Source organism: Ochrobactrum sp. Q0168, from assembly GCF_016427605.1.
GTDB lineage: Bacteria > Pseudomonadota > Alphaproteobacteria > Rhizobiales > Rhizobiaceae > Brucella.
Window position 1 is genome coordinate 750,530 of sequence record NZ_JAELXQ010000001.1, and the last position, 16,972, is coordinate 767,501.

Sequence of the window (16,972 nt, forward strand, 5' to 3'; positions counted from 1 at the left end):
CACGCTTCCCCCTCATCCTAAGCTTGTCGAAGGACGAGGGAAAAGAGCACTTAGTAGCTTAACCGCAGAGTGTCGCTCCTCGGCCCAGTTTTCTAATCCAGATCTTGGTGTCATGCACCGCAAGACCGCCATAAGGGGCGGCAGGCTCCGCGCCGATCAGTGTATTGATCCCCTCGCCGCGCTCGAAGGACGAGTTGGGGAAAATGCCTTCCGACACCACCACGCCGCGTTTTTGACCAGCGCGCAGCACGGCATGCAGCACCACTTCGCCGCGATGATTGCCGATTTCAATGCGCTCGCCATCGGCAATGCCCAGTTCCGCCGCATCGTCCGGATGGATCAGCAGTTCAGGCCGGATTTCCTTGGCCATCGAGGTCTGCGTTTCGGCAAAAGTCGAGTTCAGGAAATTATGCGCCGGTGAGGTCGCAAGCCGGAAGGGATGCTCAACGTCGGCCACTTCGATCACTTCCCAATAATCCGGGAATTCCGGGATCGACTGGAACTCACCTTGCAGGCCCATGACTTCCGGTGGCCGGTCCGGCGCAGGGCTTCCGGTCCAGTCGGGACGGAAACGGAATTTACCATCGGGCCATTTGAAGCCGTTGATATAATGCGCTTCTTCGAAAGGCGGCTGCTTATCGATAAAGCGCCGCTCTTTCAGTTCGTCGAAATGCGGCAGATCGCTCTTGGCGTTCATATTGTCGATCAGCGTGCGCTCATCGACAGAAAAGCCCGGAAGATGGCCAACGCCAAGCCGGTTGGCCAGCTCGTTGATGACGAAAATATTCGGCCGCGCCTCGGCTAAAGGTTCAATCAGCTTCGGCCCGAGCACCACATGCTGCTGGCCGCCGCCGCGATAAATATCGTCATGTTCGAGAAATGTTGTGGCGGGCAACACGACATCGGCCATCGTGGCCGTATCCGTCATGAACTGCTCGTGCACGGTGACGAACAGGTCCTCGCGCGCAAACCCTTTGCGAACGAGACGCTGTTCCGGCGTTACATTCATCGGATTGGTGTTCTGGATCAGCATCGCCATGACGGGCGGGCCGTCATAAAGCGCCTCACGATCACCGGTGAGGATGCGCCCGATCTTGGACTGGTCGAGGAAGCGGATGGTCTTGTCCTGCATCGCCCGGCCTTCAATCTCGCGCTTGTCGAATTTGAAGATGCTGGCGTTCGAATGAAACGCGCCGCCGCCTTCATGCAGGAAAGCACCGGTCACGCAGGCAATCGACGCTGCGGCATGCATATTCACCGCGCCATTGCGCTGGCGCGTGAAGCCATAGCCAAGGCGGAAATAGGTCCGCTTGGTTTTGCCGACCAGATGCGCGAAGGCTTCGATTTCCTCAACGCTCAGACCGGTGATGGCGGACGCCCATTCCGGCGTGCGGGTGCTGAGATGCGCTTCCAGTCCCTTCGGATCGTCGGTGTAGCGTTCCAGATAATCCCAATCGGCAAGGCCGTCGCGGAACAGCACATGCATCACCGCACAGGCGAAAGCGCCATCCGTGCCCGGCTTGAGCACAATGCCCATATCGGCCTGCCGCACCGTCGCATTGGCATAAATGTCGATGACGACGATCTTCGCACCGCGCTCTTTGCGCGCCCGCACGGCGTGGGTCATGACATTGACCTGGGTGGCGGCGGCATTGGTGCCCCAGATCACCACCACATCGGCCTTGCTCATCTCGCGCGGGTCGGGGCCGATCAGGCTTCCCGTTCCGGCGAAATAGCCAGTCCATGCCATATTGGTGCAAAAACTGTCGAACTGATTGGAATAGCGCTTGGCAAAGCGAAGACGATTGATGGAGTCGCGCTGAACGAGCCCCATCGTGCCCGCATAATAATAAGGCCAGACGCTTTCGCTGCCATATTCGGCTTCGGCTTTCAAAAACCGTTCGGCAATCAGATCAAGCGCTGCTTCCCATGACGCCTGTTTCCATTCGCCCGCACCCTTAGCGCCGGAGCGTATCAAGGGGTGTTTCAGGCGGTCTGGATGATGAACGCGTTCGGCATAGCGCGCGACCTTGGCGCAGATCACACCAGCCGTATAGCTATTGTCCTTCGAACCGCGCACACGACCGATGGTGCGCTCGTCCAGAAGCTCGATATCGAGCGCGCATGTGGATGGGCAGTCATGCGGGCAAGCCGAATGGCCGATTTTGGTATTGGGAATGGAAACTTGCTCGTTCATATTTCTTTATTACCGCATGCGCTCAGAGGGCGAAATATGTTTTCGACAGAGAGCTGCTAAGAGAGACGAAGTGTGATGGCACCCAGCACAATGAGTGCCGCCGCCGCAAAGCGCGGCAAGCCCACCTTTTCCTTCAGCACCACAGCAGAAATGATCATGCCGAACAGGATGGCTGTTTCACGCAAGGCCGCCACCACGGCAATCGGCGCCATGGTCATTGCCCAGAGCGCCAGTCCGTAGGAACCGAGCGTTCCCACACCACCAATCAGCGCCGGACGCCAGCGATTGCGCATATAGCTGATGAAACGATCCGGCTCGCGATAGAGCGCCCAGCCCGCCAACGGCACGGCATTGATGACGAACAGCCACAATGTATAGGAAAGCGGCGCACCCGACGCCCGCACGCCAAGTCCGTCGATGATCGTGTAACCGGCGATAAACCCGGCATTGGTCAGCGCCAGAATGGCCGTGCGGCTGGAGGTGCCGCGATTGCGCCGCCTTGCTTCCAGCGCCATGGCCAACACACCCGAGCAGATGAACACGATGCCAAGCCAGCTCTTCCAGCCCATGACCTCGCCGACCAGCGGCGCACTGACCAGCGCGACGAGCAAGGGCGGCGTGCCGCGCATGATCGGGTAGGCCTCGCTCATATCGCCGGATTTATAGGCCGCCGCCACCAGCGACATATAGAAAGTCTGGGTGACGGTGGACATCAGGATATAGACCCAGCTGACCGCATTCGGCATAGGCAGAAATGGCACGATGAAAAGGGCGATGAAACCGGCAGCGCCGGTTACGCTAGCGGCTGCGAAAAACTTGTCGCCGCTGCCCTTGACGATAGCGTTCCAGCTCGCGTGAAGAAACGCGCCAAAGAGGACGATCAGAAGGACGCCACCGGACATTGCAAGCTCGACTCAGGTGAAGATGCGGTTGGTGACCGCTGTATGTCACATTTATGACAGCCAAGGCGAATCGGAAATTCGTATCCTCTTGCCGAAAGCGACCAGCCGTGAAACAAGCGCGATCATGAACTATCGTCATGCCTATCACGCCGGAAATTTCGCGGATGTCGTCAAGCACGTCATCCTCGCCCGTATTATCGACTATCTGAAGCGCAAGGATCAGGCCTTTCGCGTCATCGACACCCATGCGGGCATCGGGCTTTACGACCTGAAAGGTGTCGAAGCAGGCAAGACCGGCGAATGGACGGGCGGGATTCACCGCCTTGTCGACGCGGTGGAAAAAGGCCAGATCGAACCGGCGGCACTCGAACTGCTGGCGCCCTATCTCGATGCGGTGCGCGCGGTGAATGTGGACGGAAAGCTCCGCCACTATCCCGGCTCGCCTTATGTGACACGACATCTGTTACGTAAGCAGGACCGCCTGTCAGCGCTGGAACTGCATTCACAGGATGCGGCCAAACTGGCAAAGCGTTTCGACGGCGATTATCAGGTGCGCGTCATTGAACTCGATGGCTGGCTGGCAATGGGCGCGCATCTGCCGCCCAAGGAAAAGCGCGGCCTCGTGCTGGTCGATCCGCCTTTCGAAATGGAAGGTGAATTTGATCGTCTGGTGGATGGTCTCGCCAAGGCGCACAAGCGCTTCGGCGGCGGCACCTATGCGCTGTGGTATCCGGTGAAGGATCGCAAGGAAACCGAGCGTTTCGCAAAACGGCTCTATGAAACCGGAATTCCAAAGATCATGCAGATCGAGCTGGCGATTCGCCCGCCCTCATCCGAACCGCGCCTCGACGGCACCGGTATGATCGTCGTGAATCCGCCCTATACACTCGAAAGTGAGATGCAAACGCTGCTTCCCACCCTTACGAAAGTGCTGGCTGAAGAAAAGGGTAGCAATTTCGGTGTTCGGTGGATACGCGGCGAGACGGATCGCACTTGACCGCCGCCGCGTGCTGAAAGAAACTGCGCAAAGCAAAGCTTCGGCTATCACAGACATAAGCGCGCGCTTCGCGCGAGCATTTTGGGACAGGATAGAGACATGCAACTTACCTCGGGCAAACTGGATCGCTTCGGACGCTTTTCGCGGGCCGCCCTCTTCGCCGCCTCCGTCCTGCCGCTAACCTTTGCAGCCCTGCCCGCCAGCGCTGCCGATTACATTCAGTCCGCTCCAGCGGTGGTCGACAACACCGTCTGCAACCAGCAGAGCGTGTTGCGCCGGGTGGTCTCGCGTTTCGGCTATCAGGTGCGTCACGTTCCCGAACTGCCGCAGGTCGGCATTTCCGCCATGAGCGATGTGCGCCTCACCCGTTATGAGCCGAAGACCAACCCGGCTGAGATCGAACGCACCTATTGCAAGGCCACTGCCGTTTTGAGCGACGGCCAGTATCGTTCGGTCTGGTATCTGGTTGAAGAAGGCCAGGGCTTTGCATCGGTGGGCCGCAACGTGGAATTCTGCGTCGAAGGCTTCGACCGCTGGTATGTCTACGACGCGCCAAGCTGCCGCGTCCTCCGCTGACCGGAGGTTATATGCTGCGAAGACTGGCGGCTGCCTCAAGCGCTTTGCGTTCGGTTGCCCTGATGGCGACATTGTTGTCAGGGCTGACGGGGCCCGCCCTTGCTGACGACCGCGACGGCGGCGATGTGCCTGGAGATTTCGACTTCTATGTGCTGTCGCTCTCATGGTCGCCGAGCTATTGCGCGTCGGAGGGCCGTCGCGCCAACAAGCAGCAATGCAACACGCAGCGGCCTTTCGGTTTCGTCGCCCATGGTCTGTGGCCGCAGAATGAATGGGGCTATCCGGCCAATTGCCAGCTCGACAATGATCGAAGCCGCGGCGGCTATGTCCCGCGCCAAATCATTTCAAGCCTTTCCGACATCATGCCTGCTGCCGGATTGATCGGCCATGAATGGCGCAAGCACGGAAGCTGTTCCGGCCTCTCCCAGAGCGATTATTTCGATACGCTGCGCAAAGCCTATGATCAGGTAAATATTCCGCCAAGCCTGCGTAGCGTGAGCGGCAATCGACGGGTTGATCCGACGCTCGTTGAAAACGCTTTCATCGCTGCCAATCCGGGCATGAAGGCCAACGGCATTTCCGTCACCTGCCAGCGCAATTATCTTCAGGAAGTGCGCATCTGCATGACGAAGGATCTTCAGTTTCGCGCCTGCCAGGAGGTCAATAACAACTCCTGCCGCAGCCGTTCGGTCATGATGCCGGCAACCCAATAATCTTCATTCTCAGGAATCAAACATGACGCAGATTCTCTATTCACCCGCTTCGCCCTACAGCGCGAAGGTGCGTATGGCCGCACATTACGCAGGCGTCCCTTTTGAAAGCGTAGTCGTGAATACCTCGGCTGAGCCGGAAAACCTCATCACCGCCAATCCGCTCGGCAAGATTCCAACCCTCGTCACGGACGACGGCAAGGCAGTTTTTGACAGCCGCGCCATCACGCAATATCTGAACCGCGTTTCCGGCAACAAGCTCTTCCCACGCAATGCGGAAAAGCGCACCGATGCAGAGCGTTATGAAGCCATTGCTGATGGTCTGGCTGACGTTCTCCTCGCGCATGTCTACGAACGCCGCATGCGCCCGGACGAGAAAATCCACCAGCCATGGCTTGATCTGCAATGGCGCAAGGCAGAACGTGCGCTTGACCTGCTCAATGAAGCGCCTCCGCGTCTGGCGGGCAAGCTGCATGCGGGCCATATCGCCGTTGCCGCAACGCTTGGTTATCTCGCGCTGCGTTTCGATGGCAAATGGGAGCGCGGACGTCCGAAGCTCAAGCGCTGGATCAAGCGTTATCAGGAATTGCATCCAGAATTGGCGGCTTTGCTGCCGCAGGGTTAACTCTGGCGGTATACTATCAACGCCCCGGATGGCTGCCGCTATCCGGGGCGTTTGCGTTTATCGATCAGCGATTGCCGTCCAGCGCCTTCAGGATGCGGTAACCGGCCCTGATACGCGCCTCGTTCGGATAATTGCGGTTTGCAAGCATCACTATGCCGATCTTCTTAGCTGGCACAAAGGCCACATAGGCTCCAAAGCCGCCGGTCGAACCGGTCTTGTTGAGCAGCATGTCGTCTGACGGCTGCATGGGCGGATCGAGCCTTTCGATTTTATGCGATTTCATCGCCATGTCGGAGGTGTTGCCACCAAGCAGCGTTTTCAGACTCAGCGGATAGGTGTAACGCTCCCAGCCGAGGCTCTGCGTCATGTCGCCAACCTTGTAATAGCCGGTATGCGTGGCCGCCACAGCCTCTCGCATCGACTGGTCAAGCGATGCGCTGTCCATATTCAATTGCACGAAGCGAATCAGATCCGGTGCAGTGGTCTTAATTCCATAAGCCTGCGCGTCGAATGCACCCGGAGACACGCGGATCGGCTTGTTGGCTTTCGAATAGCCATAAGCATAGTTCGACATCTGGCTTTCAGGCACCTGGATGAATGTATGCTTCAGACCAAATGCCGGAATAAGCTTGTTTTCCATCACCTTGTCGAAGGGCTCGCCCATGCTTTGGGCAGCGAGATAACCGAACAGACCGATACTCGGATTCGAATAACGCCGTTGTGTTCCCGCCGGATAATCGGGCTTCCAGTTCCTGTAGTAGTCGATCATCGTCTGATGATCGGTGACGCTGTCTGCAAACTGCAAAGGCAGACCGCCAGCCGTATAGGTGCCAAGGTCGAGCATCGAGACCTTGTCGAAGCTGCTGCCTGCCAGTTCAGGCGCGTATTTCGTCGCCGGATCGCCCAGTTTGAACGCGCCGTCCGCGAGCCCCAACCCGCCGAGCGTCGCAGTGAAGGTCTTGGAAACAGACCCGATCTCGAAGATCGTGTCTTTGGTCACCTTCTGCCCGCTTTCTTTCGAGGCGACGCCATAGCCGAAAAAGTAGGTCTCACCGCCAGCCGTCACGGCCACCGCCATTCCGGCAATCTTGTGCTCGGCCATGACCGGCTTGATCGTTTCATCGACCAGATGCCTGATTTCTTTCTCACTTAACGCACCCGCAGCCTTTGCGGATACGCTGGACAACAGGCTGGCGACGGCAGCGACACTCAAGGCGAAAACGGTAGTTTTTCTCATGGCTTATAAGCGATCCTTATTGTGAAACGGTTTCCCTAGCGCGTTGATTTCTCTGGCTGGTCAATACCGCACGGCAGGAAGGCTATTGAAGGGCAAGCTGTCCGCGAAGAGAACTTCGGACAACAAAAAAACCGGGCAGTCGCCTGCCCGGTTTTCCGTGTTCAATTATCAGATAATTAGAACTTGTAGCCCAGACCAACGCGAATGTCGTGGGTGTCGAGCTTGTTGCCAACGGTCGTGGCGTCGATGTCGTAGTCCTTGTTACCGAACTGGGTGTAGCGATATTCAACGCGGCCCAGAATGTTTTCGGTCAGCTTGGCTTCCATACCGGCACCAGCCGTCCAACCAACGCGGAACTTGCTTTCGTCGTCGCCGTTGGCGCTCAGCTTGATCTGCGAACCAGCAATACCACCGGTGATGTATGGCATGATCGGGTTCAGGTCATAGCCGAGACGTGCACGCAGCGAGCCTTCGAAGCCCTGCTTGACTTCCAGACCTTCCTTGGACTTCTTGGCCCAGGAGTAACCGGCATCACCTTCAACACCGTATACGAACTGGTCCTGCTGGAAGTTCCAGCCAGCATAAGCGCCAGCCTTCCAGTCGTCAGGCTTGATGGTGCCGACGTAGTCGTTCTTGGCCTTGTTCCAGCCGTAGCCGAGGTACAGACCGGTATAGCCGCCAGCCCAGGTGTTCTGGGGAGCCATTTCGACCGGAGCCGGAACAGGAGGCTGTTCCTGAATGGCGTCAGCGGCAAATGCAGTCGCAGAGAACGGCAGCAGCGCAGCCGAGGCGATTACGAGAGACTTAAGAGTGCGCATAGCATTCTCCTTACACAATTACGTTTGACACGGTCCCTTATCGGGCGGGCAGCGTTTTGGGAGTAAACTGCCCATGCCGTGCTGATGGGGAGGAGGTATCGTCGGTAATTGCGGCACGAAATGCCCGCTTCTGTGAAGAAAACCAGTCGAGAAAATGGCAAAAATGCGATGTTGCATTCTCGCAACGCCAAGCATTTGGGACTATATCAGCAAGTGCGGATTGTTGCGGGGCAATCAACCCACCCGCTCGCTGCGAGAAGCACCTGAAATTGCTACGATTTTGTCAGCAGCCGAGCCATCTGGCGCTATTAATGGATGCAATTTGATGAGCAAAATGGCATGAAAATCACGTGAGAATCTCGATAAGAAAGTGTTTACCGTGTTGAACGATCAGGAAGTCAGCCAGCTTGCCAAATGTCCGGTTCTTGTGACGGGCGGCGCGCGGCGCATCGGAAAGGCGATTGTCGAATACCTCGCGGCCCATGGCTTCCCTGTTGCGATCCACTGCAACCGTTCCATCGACGAAGGGCAGGCTCTGGCCGACGCCATTATGGCGCGCGGCGGCACAGCCTGTGTTGTTCAGGCCGATCTGGCATCCGAACAGGATGTGCGCGGTCTCATTGCCCAAGCCGAGCGTCAGATCGGCCCCATCCGCCTGCTTGTCAACAATGCTTCCCTGTTCGAGGATGACCGGGTTGGTGATCTCGACATGGCGTTGTGGGACAGGCATTTTGCGATTCATCTCAAAGCGCCGGTCATTCTTTCCGAAGCCATGGCCAAGGCCTTGCCGGAAGCAACCGATGGGTTGATCGTCAATGTGATCGACCAGCGGGTCTGGAAGCTCAATCCGAACTTTTTCTCCTATACGCTGTCCAAGACGGCGCTCTGGAATGCGACCCGAACGCTTGCGCAGGCATTGGCCCCGCGCATTCGCGTTAACGCCATCGCGCCGGGCCCCACCTTGCCGAGTGAACGGCAGCGCCCGGGCGATTTTGAACGACAGGTCAGCAAGATCGCCTTGCAGCGTGCGCCAGAATTGCCGGAATTTGGGCGTACGGTGCGTTACTTCTGGGAGAATCGTTCCATTACCGGCCAGATGATCGCGCTCGATGGCGGGCAGCATCTGGCATGGGAAACCCCCGACATTGCAGGAATCACGGAATGAGCGGCAACCGCAAAAACCATGACGATACCGGGTCCAGTCTGCCGTCCGACGACGAGCAGGACGTGGCCGGTATTATCATTGGCGACGCGGAAGCCGAAGATGATGACGACAGCGACGATACCGGTTCCGAAATTGTCGCCGCACCTTCCATAGCCGACCAGATCCAGTGGGATTCGTCCGATGGACTGCCGGATACGGCAGGGCTTAGCGGTCAGGATATCATCAACGCCTTTGTCAAACGCCTGCCGAACAATCCCGGCGTCTATCGCATGTTCAACAGCGGTGGTGACGTGCTTTATGTCGGCAAGGCGCGCAATCTCAAGAAACGCGTTTCCAATTATGCGCGCGGCATAGCCCATTCGAATCGCATCGTGCGGATGATCCGCGAGACGGCGATGATGGAATTCGTCGTCACGCGCACGGAAACCGAAGCGCTGCTGCTCGAAGCCAATCTGATCAAAAGATTGCGCCCGCGCTTCAACGTTTTGATGCGCGACGACAAGTCGTTTCCCTATATCCTGCTGACTGGCGATCATCGCGCGCCCGGCATTTTCAAGCATCGTGGCGCGCGCTCGCGCAAGGGCGACTATTTCGGCCCCTTCGCGTCAGCAGGCGCTGTGGGACGCACGATCAACGCGCTGCAACGCGCCTTCCTGCTGCGCACCTGCACCGATTCGGTGTTCGAAAGCCGCACGCGTCCCTGCCTGCTCTATCAGATCAAGCGGTGCTCCGGCCCCTGCACGCACGAAATCAGCGATGCGGATTACGGAGAGCTGGTCTCCGAAGCCAAAGCATTCCTGTCAGGCAAGAGCCAGTCGGTGAAAGACCATCTGGCCACCGCCATGCAGGCCGCGTCCGCCGATCTCGATTTCGAACATGCTGCGGTCTATCGCGACCGTCTGGCAGCACTTTCGCATGTCCAGTCGCATCAGGGCATCAATCCGCAGACGGTCGAGGAAGCCGATGTTTTCGCCATCCATCAGGAAGGCGGCATGACCTGCATTCAGGTCTTCTTCTTCCGCACCGGCCAGAACTGGGGCAACCGCGCTTATTATCCGAAGGCCGACAGCTCGCTTGGCCCGGCGGAAGTTCTGGGCGCCTTCCTGTCACAATTCTATGACGACAAGCCCTGCCCGCGCCTTGTACTTTTGTCCGAGGCCGTGGAAGAACAAGCGCTCATCGCCGAGGCGCTCTCCACCCGCGCCGGTCATAAGGTGCAGGTCAATGTGCCCCAGCGCGGCGAGAAAAAGGATCTCGTCGATCACGCACTGACGAATGCCCGCGAAGCGCTGGGCCGCAGGCTTGCCGAAACCTCGTCGCAGGCGCGTCTGTTGCAAGGCATGGCGGAGACATTCGGCCTTGCGCGCACGCCGCGCCGCATCGAGGTCTACGATAACTCGCATATCATGGGCACGAACGCCGTCGGCGGCATGATTGTCGCGGGGCCGGAAGGTTTCGTCAAAAACCAGTATCGCAAGTTCAATATCCGCTCGACCGACATCACGCCGGGCGACGATTTTGGCATGATGCGCGAAGTGATCGAGCGTCGTTTCTCAAGGCTGGTGAAAGAGCATGGCGCCCCGGATGAAGCGCCCACCCCAGACAGCCTTGAAACGCCTGAAGTAAACGACAGTTTTCCGGCCTGGCCCGATGTGATTCTCATCGATGGTGGACTGGGGCAAGTGGGGGCTGTGCGTCAGATTCTCAATGAAATGGGTATCGCCAATCTCGTCAATGCAATCGGCATCGCCAAGGGGGTGGACCGTGAAGCAGGACGTGAGCGGTTTTTCGTGGAGGGCAAACAGCCTTTCACCCTGCCGCCCCGCGATCCCGTTCTTTACTTCATCCAGCGCCTGCGCGACGAGGCACACCGCTTTGCCATCGGCACCCACCGCGCGCGGCGCAAGAAGGAGATGGTCAAGAATCCGCTCGATGAGATTGCGGGAATCGGTCCGTCACGCAAACGCGCTTTGCTGCATCATTTCGGAACGGCAAAGGCGGTTTCGCAGGCGGCGGTGGAAGACCTGATGCAGATCGACGGCATATCAGAGGCGATGGCACGCACCATTCACGGCCATTTTCGTGACCGGTGACACAATTTTGATGCGCTTTTGCGCGGCAGCGTCATAAGGTCCGAGCAGAACACCTGCACAAGTGTTGATTTTATTGATCATCCCTGTTCATGTGCACAAAATAACGGTTACGGCGGAACAATGCAGAAAAAACATACCCTCTCCTTGCCCAACATCCTCACTTACGGACGGATTGTCGCCGTGCCGCTTGTGGTGTTGTGCTTTTTTGTGGAGGGACGCCTTGAATCCAGCGACTTCGCACGCTGGACCGCTCTTGGCCTGTTTGCGGTCGCCAGCATTACCGATTTCTTCGACGGCTATCTTGCTCGTATCTGGAAGCAGACCTCGACGATCGGGCGCATGCTTGACCCGATCGCAGACAAGCTTCTCGTATCTGCGATTCTGCTGCTTCTGGCTGCCGATGGCACCATTGCAGGCTGGACCCTGTGGGCGGCAATCATCATCCTGTGCCGCGAAATTCTGGTTTCGGGCCTGCGTGAATATCTCGCAGAACTCAAGGTCAGCGTTCCGGTTTCGCGTCTTGCGAAGTGGAAAACCACGGCGCAAATGGTTGCACTGGCGTTTTTGCTCGCTGGCCCTGCCGGTGATAAGATCATGCCCTATGTAACGGAACTGGGCATCGTCCTGCTCTGGATATCGGCGATCCTCACGCTTTATACGGGCTGGGATTATTTCCGCGCAGGTCTCAAGCACGTAATGGATTAAGCTCGTGAGCGTCAAAGTCGTCTATTTTGCCTGGGTGCGGGAGAAAATCGGCAAGGGTGAAGATCTCATCGTCCTCCCCTCCCCGAAAGTGACGGTCGGCGAACTCATAAGCGCGTTGAAAAGTCGTGGTGAAGAATATGAAGCGGCTTTCGAACATGGCGACGTTATCCGCGCAGCAATCAATCAGGAACATGCCGAACACCACGAATTCATCCAGGACGGGGACGAGGTTGCTCTTTTCCCGCCCATGACGGGTGGCTGAGATGAGCGGGCAACCGATTTGCCCGCTGTTCGTCAGCGTTCGCGAAGAAGACTTCGACGCGACTGCCGAAGTTGAAAAGCTTCGCGGCGGGCGCAAGGATATCGGGGCCATAGTCACCTTTTCCGGACTTTGCCGGGATGAAAATGGTCGCCTCTCCGCGCTTGAACTCGAACATTATCCGGGCATGGCGGAAGCCGAAATCGGGCGCATTGCCGAGCAGGCAATGGCGCGCTGGCCGCTTCTGGGCATATCCGTCATTCATCGCTACGGACTGATCAAACCGGGCGACAATATCGTACTCGTTGCAACCGCTTCGGCCCACCGCCTTGCCGCTTTCGAAGCAGCCTCTTTTCTCATGGATTTCATGAAGACCGGCGCACCGTTCTGGAAGCGCGAACATCTCGCTGACGGCACTGCCGATGGTTGGGTCGCAGCCAAGGATGACGACGAATTAAGTCGAAAGCGATGGGACAAATCGCAAAATACTTGATGCCCGTTCAGCACCTTGATCTATTTGCAGAAAACTCTGTTTCTCTTTAAGCACGAATTAACTATTTAAACCCCTAAAATAAACGGTAATTTGGGTGGCACTTACTTGTGCTGCCACAATTTTCACATGAAGATTTCATTATTGTCTGCGGAGTGAATCAAGCTCCTGTCAGACGCGGATCGCGGACGGAGCGACGGGCACGGCAACACTGTCACATTGGGAGAATATTCCCGACTGTGCAGGAACGAGGTTTCGGACTTTAAGAATGCGAAAACTACTGAAGAGCACTCTTTCCATTGCTGCGGCACTCGTGGTCGGCCTTGGCGCGCTTGGTGGCGCAGCCTTGTTCCTGACCACGTCCATGCCGACGAGCAGCATTGCTGCGGAGAAAACAGTCAGTGGCAAGGTCATGTATCGCGAACGCATTGCCCTGCCGCCGGAAGCCAAGCTGACGGTGCAGCTTGCAGATATCTCGCTCGCCGATGCGCCGTCCAAGACGATTGCCGAAACGCGCATCGAATCCGCGCAGGGATCGCCGATCCCCTTCGCGATCAATTTCGACACCGACCAGATCCAGCCCGGTCACACCTACGCCTTGCAGGCCCGCATCACGGCTGGCGATACGCTCTGGTTCGTCAACGACCAGAATTACACCATTGATCCAGCCAACCCCGGCGATCCGATAGAAATGCGCGTCGTCATGGTTCGCAAGAGCGCAGACGAGGCAGTGTCCATCGGCATCGAAGGCAAGGACTGGCTGGCGGAAGACATTCAGGGCGGCGGCGTCATCGACAATGCCCAAACCACGCTGACCGTCACCTCCGATGGGTCCGTCAGCGGTTCCGGCGGCTGCAATCGTTATTTCAGCAAGGCGACGGTAACGGGCGAAACCATTTCCTTTGCCGAAGTCGGATCGACCTACATGCAGTGCCCTCCCGCCCTCATGAACCAGGAACGCAAATTCCTCGATACGCTGACCAGAACACGGTCATACAAGATCGATACGGTGGGCAAACTCGTCCTTCTCGATCAGGACGGCAAAGAGATCGCGACACTGGCGCAAAATCTCTGATCTGATTTGAGAGAAGATACAAAAAAGCCGGGCTCGCGCCCGGCTTTTTTCATGCATATGGAGCGGATTAGCCGACGATTTCGGTGCCCGAGAACCAGTAAGCGATTTCTTCGGCAGCGGTTTCCGGAGCGTCGGAACCGTGAACCGAGTTTTCGCCGATCGACAGGGCGAATTCCTTGCGGATCGTGCCGGCGTCTGCGTTTGCAGGGTTGGTGGCGCCCATGACTTCGCGGTTCTTGGTGATTGCGTTTTCACCTTCGAGAACCTGAACGATCGTCGGGCCGGAAGACATGAATTCAGTCAGTTCGCCGAAGAAAGGACGGTCTTTGTGAACAGCGTAGAAGCCCTGTGCTTCACGCAGGCTCATCCAGACGCGCTTCGAAGCGACAACACGCAGACCAGCTTCTTCAAGCTTGGCGGTGATTGCGCCGGTGAGGTTGCGGCGGGTCGCGTCGGGCTTGATCATGGAGAAGGTACGTTCGATTGCCATTATGACACCTTGTTTGCTGGGAAATTTCAGAAAAGTGAGGCTCTATACCGTCGATAGGCCGAATTGCCAAGAGGCGGCTGGATTTAGAACACATCCGTTATCGCCTAGCAGCTTGAGACGGCACAAATTTGAAGGCATAGATAATGCCACTCCGATTCAATCTGTCAGATAGTGGGGGAATTGCATGGAACAGCATTTTCAAATGTTTGCGTGGTATAATCGCTGGGCGAACGAGCTGCTCTATGCCGCCGCTGCCGATCTGAGCGACGAGGAATACCGGCTGGATCTCGGCCTGTTCTTCGGCTCGGTCCATCGCACGCTCAACCATCTTCTGGTCACCGACCGCATCTGGATGAAGCGCTTTACCGGCGAAGGCGACCATCCAAAGCAGCTCGATGCGATCATTACCGACAATTTCATCACGCTGCGCGATCTGCGCCACGCCGAGGATGAACGCATCTGCCGCTATACCGATGGGTTAAACGCCGAAAAGCTCGCGGGGCGCTTTACCTATACGACCGTTTCAGACATGCGCACGATGAGCCAGCGGCTTGCGCCTTCGCTCGCGCATCTGTTCAATCACCAGACGCATCATCGCGGCCAGATCCATGCGGCCCTGACGCGGCTCGGTACCAGCGCCCCATCGCTCGACCTCGCACAATTCCAGCGCACGGAAGGCGGCCGCCGCTTCGCCTGATTGATGTTGATACTTGCGGAAATGCGCAGAGCCGTGCAAAAGCCAGTCCATGCTTATTCTCGATGACATTTCCGTCCGCATCGCCGGACGCCTTCTGATCGATCATGCCAGCGTGACGCTGCCTGCCGGGTCGAAGACCGGTTTCGTCGGTCGCAACGGCACGGGAAAGTCCACCCTGTTTCGGGTGATCACCGGCGATCTCGCGCCTGAAACGGGCAGCGTTTCCGTGCCGAAGCACACCCGCATCGGTCAGGTTGCGCAGGAAGCCCCCGGCACGGAAGAACCGCTGATCGAAATCGTCATGAAGGCGGACAAGGAGCGGACAGCCCTTCTGGAAGAAGCCGAAACGGCGACCGACCCGCACCGCATTGCGGAAATTCACACGCGGCTTGCCGATATCGACGCTCATTCGGCGGAAGCGCGCGCAGGCGCGATCCTGTCAGGTCTCGGTTTCGATGCCGAAGCGCAACGGCGTCCGGCCTCGGCCTTCTCCGGCGGCTGGCGCATGCGCGTGGCGCTGGCTGCGGTTCTGTTTGCCGAACCGGACCTGCTGCTGCTCGATGAACCGACCAACTATCTCGATCTCGAAGGCGTTTTGTGGCTGGTCGACTATGTGAAGCGTTACCCGCACACGGTCATCATCATCAGCCATGATCGCGACCTCCTGAATTCGGCCACGACGTCGATCATGCATCTCGACCAGAAGAAAATCAGCTTCTGGCGCGGCAATTACGACCAGTTCGAACGGCAGCGGCATGAAATGCTGGAATTGCAGCAAAAGGCGCATGCCAAACAAGAAGCGCACCGCAAGCACATGGAATCCTTTGTCGAGCGGTTCCGCGCCAAGGCCACCAAGGCCCGGCAGGCGCAGTCGCGCCTCAAGGCATTGCAGAAGCTGAAGCCCATCGAGCTTTATGTCGACAGCCATGTGCAGCCCTTCAGTTTTCCGGATGCGGAAAAGAAGGCCGCCTCGCCCATCATCGCGCTGGACCACGCCGATGTCGGCTATGTGCCGGGCAAGCCGGTGCTGCGCAATGTGACGCTGCGTATCGACAATGATGACCGCATCGCGCTGCTCGGTTCAAACGGCAATGGTAAGTCCACACTGGCCAAGCTGATCGCTGGCCGGTTGAAACCGGAAAACGGCACGCTGACCATCTCGCCCAATCTGAAAGTTGCCTTCTTCGCACAGCATCAGTTGGACGATCTGGTGCCGGAAGACAACGCCATCGAGCATGTACGCAAGCTGATGCCGACCGAGCCGGAAGCGAAAGTTCGCTCCCGCGTGGCGCGCATGGGGCTTTCGACGGAAAAGATGCTGACCCCGGCCAAGGATCTTTCGGGCGGTGAGAAAGCACGTCTGCTGATGGGACTTGCGACCTTCCATGGCCCGAACCTTCTGATCCTCGACGAACCGACCAACCATCTCGATATCGATAGTCGTGAAGAACTGGTCCACGCGCTCAACGCCTTCAACGGCGCTGTCATCCTAATCGCGCATGATCGCCATTTGATCGAGGCCACGATGGAGCGGCTTTGGCTGGTGCGCGAGGGCGGCGTCAAGGCATTTGAGGGCGATCTCGACGAGTATCGCCAGATCGTGCTGGCCGACGCCAAGGGCGAAACGGTATCAGAACGTGACGAAGGGCCGAAGGTCAATAAAGCGGAGCAGCGCAAGCTTGCCGCACAGAAGCGCGAAGCCATGGCGCCCTTGCAGAAAAAGATCAAGGAAACCGAGAGTTTGATGCAGAAACTGCAGAAACAGATTCAAGCTTTCGCCAATCAGCTGGAAGATCCGGCGCTTTATGAAAAAGAGCCTCAGAAAGCCATTCGCATCAACAAGGATATGAGCGATGCGAAATCCGCGCTCGCGAGCGCGGAAGAAAAATGGCTGGAACTTTCATCGGAATATGAAGAGGCGATGGCGGATTAATCC

General features: G+C 57.7%; 17 protein-coding genes. 12 read left to right on the plus strand and 5 right to left on the minus strand.

Going from position 1 to position 16,972, the window contains the following annotated elements:
• Positions 1-58: 58 nt before the first annotated feature.
• Together JAU75_RS03650 and JAU75_RS03655 are read right to left on the minus strand one after the other, a co-directional pair.
• Positions 59-2,197, minus strand: coding sequence for a molybdopterin oxidoreductase family protein (locus tag JAU75_RS03650; RefSeq protein ID WP_199054649.1), 2,139 nt, complete (start codon positions 2,195-2,197; stop codon positions 59-61).
• Positions 2,198-2,253: 56 nt separating this feature from the next.
• On the minus strand, positions 2,254-3,099 hold the full coding sequence (locus JAU75_RS03655) for a DMT family transporter (RefSeq protein WP_199054650.1): 846 nt from the start codon (positions 3,097-3,099) through the stop codon (positions 2,254-2,256).
• Between the two features lie 124 nt (positions 3,100-3,223).
• Here JAU75_RS03655 and JAU75_RS03660 point away from each other — a divergent pair, with 124 nt between their 5' ends.
• From JAU75_RS03660 to JAU75_RS03675, 4 genes are all read left to right on the plus strand, one after another.
• A complete protein-coding gene (locus tag JAU75_RS03660; RefSeq protein ID WP_199054926.1) occupies positions 3,224-4,096 on the plus strand; it encodes a 23S rRNA (adenine(2030)-N(6))-methyltransferase RlmJ in 873 nt (290 codons plus the stop codon).
• A 99-nt stretch (positions 4,097-4,195) separates the two neighbouring features.
• Positions 4,196-4,672, plus strand: coding sequence for a phage portal protein (locus JAU75_RS03665; RefSeq protein ID WP_199054651.1), 477 nt, complete (start codon positions 4,196-4,198; stop codon positions 4,670-4,672).
• Between the two features lie 11 nt (positions 4,673-4,683).
• Entirely contained in the window at positions 4,684-5,385 is a 702-nt protein-coding gene (locus tag JAU75_RS03670; protein WP_199054652.1) for a ribonuclease T, read from the plus strand.
• A gap of 22 nt (positions 5,386-5,407) precedes the next feature.
• Positions 5,408-6,007, plus strand: coding sequence for a glutathione S-transferase (locus JAU75_RS03675; RefSeq protein WP_199054653.1), 600 nt, complete (start codon positions 5,408-5,410; stop codon positions 6,005-6,007).
• Positions 6,008-6,071: 64 nt separating this feature from the next.
• On the opposite strand, the gene ampC is transcribed toward JAU75_RS03675, so the two are convergent.
• Positions 6,072-7,244 carry a class C beta-lactamase gene (ampC, locus tag JAU75_RS03680; protein WP_199054654.1) on the minus strand — a complete coding sequence of 391 codons (1,173 nt, stop codon included), beginning with the start codon at positions 7,242-7,244 and terminating at the stop codon, positions 6,072-6,074.
• Between the two features lie 176 nt (positions 7,245-7,420).
• Positions 7,421-8,062, minus strand: coding sequence for an outer membrane protein Omp25 (omp25, locus tag JAU75_RS03685; protein ID WP_199054655.1), 642 nt, complete (start codon positions 8,060-8,062; stop codon positions 7,421-7,423).
• A gap of 379 nt (positions 8,063-8,441) precedes the next feature.
• On the opposite strand from omp25, the gene JAU75_RS03690 reads away from it, so the two are divergent.
• From JAU75_RS03690 to JAU75_RS03715, 6 genes are all read left to right on the plus strand, one after another.
• Complete coding sequence (locus JAU75_RS03690) at positions 8,442-9,227, plus strand: SDR family oxidoreductase (RefSeq protein WP_199054657.1); 786 nt, start codon at positions 8,442-8,444, stop codon at positions 9,225-9,227.
• Complete coding sequence (gene uvrC, locus JAU75_RS03695) at positions 9,224-11,320, plus strand: excinuclease ABC subunit UvrC (protein WP_199054659.1); 2,097 nt, start codon at positions 9,224-9,226, stop codon at positions 11,318-11,320. The genes JAU75_RS03690 and uvrC overlap by 4 nt, the downstream gene beginning before the upstream one ends.
• A 120-nt stretch (positions 11,321-11,440) precedes the next feature.
• Positions 11,441-12,025, plus strand: a complete 585-nt coding sequence (gene pgsA, locus JAU75_RS03700; protein WP_199054661.1) for a CDP-diacylglycerol--glycerol-3-phosphate 3-phosphatidyltransferase — start codon at positions 11,441-11,443, stop codon at positions 12,023-12,025.
• Positions 12,026-12,029: 4 nt separating this feature from the next.
• Positions 12,030-12,287, plus strand: coding sequence for a molybdopterin converting factor subunit 1 (gene moaD / locus JAU75_RS03705; RefSeq protein ID WP_199054663.1), 258 nt, complete (start codon positions 12,030-12,032; stop codon positions 12,285-12,287).
• Between the two features lies 1 nt (position 12,288).
• On the plus strand, positions 12,289-12,777 hold the full coding sequence (locus JAU75_RS03710) for a molybdenum cofactor biosynthesis protein MoaE (protein ID WP_199054665.1): 489 nt from the start codon (positions 12,289-12,291) through the stop codon (positions 12,775-12,777).
• A gap of 265 nt (positions 12,778-13,042) precedes the next feature.
• Entirely contained in the window at positions 13,043-13,849 is an 807-nt protein-coding gene (locus JAU75_RS03715) for a YbaY family lipoprotein (protein WP_199054667.1), read from the plus strand.
• Positions 13,850-13,916: 67 nt separating this feature from the next.
• Here the strand turns inward: JAU75_RS03715 and ndk are convergent, their stop codons facing one another.
• Positions 13,917-14,339, minus strand: coding sequence for a nucleoside-diphosphate kinase (ndk, locus tag JAU75_RS03720; RefSeq protein WP_199054669.1), 423 nt, complete (start codon positions 14,337-14,339; stop codon positions 13,917-13,919).
• Positions 14,340-14,523: 184 nt separating this feature from the next.
• On the opposite strand from ndk, the gene JAU75_RS03725 reads away from it, so the two are divergent.
• Both JAU75_RS03725 and JAU75_RS03730 read left to right on the plus strand, forming a co-directional pair.
• Complete coding sequence (locus JAU75_RS03725) at positions 14,524-15,036, plus strand: DinB family protein (RefSeq protein WP_199054671.1); 513 nt, start codon at positions 14,524-14,526, stop codon at positions 15,034-15,036.
• Between the two features lie 49 nt (positions 15,037-15,085).
• Positions 15,086-16,969 (plus strand): ABC-F family ATP-binding cassette domain-containing protein, encoded by a 1,884-nt coding sequence (locus JAU75_RS03730; protein ID WP_199054672.1) that lies wholly within the window; start codon positions 15,086-15,088, stop codon positions 16,967-16,969.
• The last annotated feature ends 3 nt before the right edge of the window (positions 16,970-16,972 follow it).